The sequence below is a fragment of the Mesorhizobium sp. M7A.T.Ca.US.000.02.2.1 genome (genome assembly GCF_003996995.1).
In the GTDB taxonomy this organism is placed as follows: domain Bacteria; phylum Pseudomonadota; class Alphaproteobacteria; order Rhizobiales; family Rhizobiaceae; genus Mesorhizobium.
The window spans coordinates 1-4,752 of sequence record NZ_RZTT01000441.1; the positions used below are offsets into that span (position 1 = coordinate 1).

6 protein-coding genes are annotated in these 4,752 nt (G+C 60.0%); 2 read left to right on the forward strand and 4 right to left on the reverse strand.

All coding sequences use genetic code 11. The features are described 5' to 3' along the window. Positions 1-65 precede the first annotated feature (65 nt). The 3 genes from EOD15_RS28725 to EOD15_RS28735 all read right to left on the reverse strand — a co-directional run bounded on the left by EOD15_RS28725 (position 66) and on the right by EOD15_RS28735 (position 2,367). Complete coding sequence (locus EOD15_RS28725; protein ID WP_127323056.1) at positions 66-674, reverse strand: transglutaminase-like cysteine peptidase; 609 nt, start codon at positions 672-674, stop codon at positions 66-68. 265 nt (positions 675-939) lie between these two features. Next, positions 940-1,557 (reverse strand): PilZ domain-containing protein, encoded by a 618-nt coding sequence (locus tag EOD15_RS28730; protein WP_013531341.1) that lies wholly within the window; start codon positions 1,555-1,557, stop codon positions 940-942. Positions 1,558-1,734: 177 nt separating this feature from the next. Beyond that, positions 1,735-2,367 (reverse strand): PAS domain-containing protein, encoded by a 633-nt coding sequence (locus EOD15_RS28735; RefSeq protein WP_023812148.1) that lies wholly within the window; start codon positions 2,365-2,367, stop codon positions 1,735-1,737. A 388-nt stretch (positions 2,368-2,755) separates the two neighbouring features. On the opposite strand from EOD15_RS28735, the gene EOD15_RS28740 reads away from it, so the two are divergent. Beyond that, entirely contained in the window at positions 2,756-3,514 is a 759-nt protein-coding gene (locus tag EOD15_RS28740) for a rhomboid family intramembrane serine protease (protein WP_127322494.1), read from the forward strand. 87 nt (positions 3,515-3,601) lie between these two features. Beyond that, a complete protein-coding gene (locus tag EOD15_RS28745; RefSeq protein WP_027039198.1) occupies positions 3,602-4,033 on the forward strand; it encodes a CBS domain-containing protein in 432 nt (143 codons plus the stop codon). Positions 4,034-4,080: 47 nt separating this feature from the next. On the opposite strand, the gene EOD15_RS28750 is transcribed toward EOD15_RS28745, so the two are convergent. Then, positions 4,081-4,338 carry a YjhX family toxin gene (locus EOD15_RS28750; RefSeq protein ID WP_127280952.1) on the reverse strand — a complete coding sequence of 86 codons (258 nt, stop codon included), beginning with the start codon at positions 4,336-4,338 and terminating at the stop codon, positions 4,081-4,083. Positions 4,339-4,752: the final 414 nt, after the last annotated feature.

A 4,752-nucleotide genomic window follows, 5' to 3' on the forward strand; every position in this document is an offset into this window, starting at 1 on the left:
GGTGGGGACTCGACCGGGTTTCTCCTGAAGCGCCTCACATTCATGCGACGCGCTTGATCTCTGTTTTAGCGGACGCTGGCGACCGCGTCGGAGCGGCCGTCATTGATCGTCACCCAAACGCCGGAATTCTGGTCCGACTGGCGCTTGAGATAGGTGTAGTCGGTGTCCGTCCAGGACAGGACTTTGGTTTCCAGATTGTCGAGGATGAATTCTCCAAGGCTCGTGCGCACGGTCAGCACCGCGTGGCCGTCGCCATTCGGCTGGCGCGCCACCGTCATCAGCAGATTGCCGGCCGGCACGCCCGCATCCATCAACTCGCGGCGCTTTTCCAGCGCGTAATCCTCGCAATCGCCATAGCCATTGGCCGGATAGGCCCAATATTCCTCGACACCGTAGTTTTCCATATCGGTGCGCGGCTTGATGCGGGTGTTGACCGAATTGTTGATGTTGACGATCGTCGCCCACAGTTTGCGGGTCAGTTCGACCGGCGCACCCCTGGGGGTCCGTTCGCTGCATTCGCCAGGACTGCGCTGGCAGAACTCATAATGGCCAACAGGCTGGGTGGTGCGTCCGCCGGTGTGCATATAGGCCGGTCCCGCGGCATATGCTGATCCCCAAGCGGAAAGCTGCATCGCCATTGCCACCAGCAACAGCTTGCCCCTCGTTTTCTTCATTGTTGTAGTCTCCCCGTTCGAAGGAGACATTGCCACATGTGGATTTATTTGACGCAAAAGCGCGAAGTAGATATTGAGTAAAACTCCAGTAGAATAAACATAAAATTTGAATCATTTGAGTATTAATTCGTTTGGATATTGAGGCTTCCACCTCGGGCGCGGACGGCTCCCAGATCCCGCCAAGAGCGGCCGAAGCATGTCATGGCGTCGAAAACAAAAAACCGGCCGCAAGGGCCGGTTCCTGGAGTGTTGCTATCGGGTCTGCTCAGGCGCGTGGCGTGTTGAATTCGGAATCGAGCGTTTCGGGGCGCTGGATCACAGCGAATTCGATGGCGACGCCGTCCTCGAAATGACGCACGACCTGCCCGCGCATGGTGCCAAGCATGACCTGAATGCCGATCGCCGGTTTGACGTCGATCTCGACCGCGGCGCCGGAGAGCGAAAGGTCGATGATACGGCACTGGTACTGGCGGCCGTCGGTGAGCTGCAGCACGCTGGTCGGATTGCGCGGTGCGACGCGCTCGTGGCGGCGATCTTCCGGCAGGTCGAGCTCATGCTTGTTGGCGAGCCAGGTCAATTGCGCGGCCAGCTTGTCCTTCTTGCGATCCGACGCGATGACGGTCATCGCGAAACCGTCCTGCAAAGTGCGGGTGACGACACCTTCGATGCGGCCGATATGATCGATGTAGGCAATGATTTTTTCGCCAGGCATGCCGATGCGGTCGGTGCGAAACGCGACATTGCCCGGTGACATGTCGACGACCTGGCAGGGGTGTTCGGTGCGGTCTTCCAGCATGAAGCGTCCGTAAATTTTAACCCGGACACGCTGAAAGTTACGCCTTTCAGCTTGGGACGGCGCATAGTCGACCGCCGCTGACCTCATGACTGCCTACACCCCGTTTGGCATCCCGCGCGCTGATGCGAGGAACTTCATCAGAGAAGTACAACAAAGCGGGTTAACAAAGGGAAAAAGCGGGCGCTCCAGGGGTTTCCTTTTTGCAGGTCGCGGTGCCAAAACAGCCGCGCAGTTTTGGGCGACGTGCATCAGGCCGCAAACGGACTATTCCTCGCGCCCGCCATCGAACACGACGAGATGGCGGATGCGGCGCGCCCGGCCGAGCGCCGAGATCGTCTCGGGTGCTCCAAGTTCATCGGGAACGAGCGAGGGAACATCGATCGCCGGGCGATTGTTGAGAAGCTCCTTCTCCGGATCGATGACGCGTATCGAATCGATCAACGCGTCGGTGATCGGATCGGCACCCAGCCAGAAGGGCTTCTCCACGGCACTGATGACGCCCAGGCAGCGCGGATTTTCGACGCCGCCGTCCAGCGGCAGGGCAAGCAGTTCGAACTTGTTGGAACGCCCGTTGCGGCTGAAACCCTCATAGCTGATGAGCACGACCGACTTCTGCTCGAAGACGCCATGGATCAGCCGCGAGACGAGCCGCTGATCCTTCTCGCGCCACAGCGATGGAAAGGAAAACCCCTTGAGTTCGCGGCCGTAGCAGGCGCAAAGCCTGGTGCCGGCCAGCCGGAATACGGCTTGCCCGCGCGTGTCCCGTTCCAGGATAAAGGTGTCGGCCAGCAGCGACTTGATGTCGGCCGGCTCGACCTCCGAACGCTTCGGGGCAGGACGTCCGTCACGCAGGCGATTCCAATATTGGAACAGCGTGATCGATCCATTCTGGTTCATGCTATGCTGCTCCGCGCATTCTGTCGTCTGATGTCCCATCGGTGAACAGAAGGGCGCCCTCCGATGACCTACATGCGTTGCGGAGCAGGAAGCGTGCCAGCGTCGTTAACACTTGTTCACGGGTCGGGGCCGTTAAGGTTAACAGGTGGTTTACGTTGCATCGAAGCGAGCCCCGTGGCACACAAAAACCACTCCAGAAGCGGTCGTTTCGCGACGATCGGCAGCACTTCAGTCAAGAGTTTTAGGGGAGCAGGGGGCTCGACCAGCCGTTCAAGGGAAACCTTGAACGGCTTCTTTTTTGATTCGCGCCGCGGCGATTCGCGGTTTGCGGTTCGGTCCCTGGTGATCTAGATGCTCGAACCCCGAATCCCGCAGAGTGCAATTTCAAATGAGTGAACCGGCATCTCCCTCGGAAGTCGACCCGGTCGAGGGCGCACCCGAACCGCGACGCGAGCCGGTGTTCAACCTGCCGCCCGTCGTGCTGGCGGTGATCGGCATCTGCGTCGTCGTCTACCTGTTGCAGCAATATGTGTTGAGCGAATCCCAGCAGATGACATTGCTGTATGACGGGGCCTTCATCCCCGTTCTCTACACCGGGCAATACGGCTTCGACTGGTTCCTGTTTTCGCGGCCCTTCACCTATGCCTTCATGCATGGCGGCTTTGCCCATATCGCCATCAATATGGTGTGGCTCGCCGCGTTTGGTTCACCATTGGCAAACCGTCTGGGAACGCTGTGGTTCGCGCTGTTTTTTGCCGCAACCGGGTTGGCTTCGGTCGCGCTTTTCTGGGCGATGCATCCTTATGGTGAGGCGCCGCTGGTCGGGGCTTCCGGTGCGATATCGGGCATGATGGGGGCTGCGGCGCGTTTCGGCTTCCGCACCGACCGTTCGGCCGGCAAGGCCGCCTTCGCCGGCCCTGTGCTGCCGATCGCATTCGTATTGCGCCTGCGCGGTGTCGTGATCTTCCTCGCCATGTGGATGGTCATCAATCTCGCCACCGGCCTGCTCGGGTTTGCCCCAGGGGTAGATGGTCAGATCGCCTGGGAGGCTCATATTGGCGGCTTTGTCGCGGGCTTCTTCGGCCTGCGCTGGTTCGACAGGCGATGGCAGGCGCCCGAGTGGGAGACGACTGACCACCGCACTTGAAATGCAACCGATCACGGCGCACGATGTTCACTCTTACGTGAAGGCCGGTCAGGGCAGGAACCGGCAGGCAAAGCAGAGGAGGACGCCATGACGGTGAAGGCAATTCTCGAGAGAAAAGGCCATGACGTGTTGACGCTCGGGCCGAACGAAAAGCTGAGCGAAGCCATCCGCATCCTGGCAGAGCACAAGATCGGTGCGCTGGTCATCACTAATGGCGATCGCAAGATCGTCGGCATCCTGTCAGAGCGCGACATCGTCCGGGTTGTTGCCCGGGAAGGTGGAGCCGCGCTCGATATCGCCGTGCGTTCGGCGATGACGCCGAAGGTGAAGATCTGCAACGAAAATCACACCGTCAACGAGGTGATGGAGATTATGACCCGCGGCCGTTTCCGCCATCTGCCGGTGGAAAAGGACGGCATGCTCGATGGCATCGTGTCCATCGGCGACGTGGTCAAGCGCCGCATCGAGGATGTCGAGCGCGAGGCCGACCAGATCAGGGCCTATATCGCCACTGCCTGAACGGTGAGGCGAACCGCCGGCCGGAGAACGACCGGCGGAACCGCGGGCTACCTGTTGTCGAGTTCGGAGCGGACGAGTGCGAGCCCGCGCCGGGTGATGCGGTAGGGGCCGCCTCCCGACGAAGAAACCGCCTTCTTCCGCTTCAGCTTTCGAAACAGGTCGAGATCGACGTCCGGATAGTGCCAGCCGTCGCGGGTCAGGCATTTGACGGAGGCGATCCGCTTCTTGTCGTTCTTTTCGATTTCAATGCGTCCGCCCTGCGCGAGCAGGTGCAGGATGCGCTGTTCAGTGCGCGAAATATCCATGTGAGAGTTTTCCGGGAAAACAAAAAATGCCGCCGCCGCGAAGCTTCGCGGCACGGGGTTTCAGGTTTTCTGCCCTGCCTCGCCAAGAGGTCAGGGCCTTACCGGGACTGAGCGTAAGTGGACATCCACTCTCCATTGGAATGGACGTCCTATAGGCGAAAGCGGCTGAGAAGGCCAGTCCGTGGCTTTGCGCTTGTGTTTTTTGGGCGCTTGTCTCGCGAAGCGGTTTGCACTAGCGAAGTTGCAAACCAAAATATGCGTAAATGCATAATCCGAGTTCCAATACGCAGGCCACAATGTCCCTCATCGACACCCGCACACCCGACGCCAAGCGCCTTGTTTCCGGCGCCACCGGCGACTGGGAGATCATCATCGGCCTCGAGGTCCATGCGCAGGTCACGTCGGAAGCAAAGC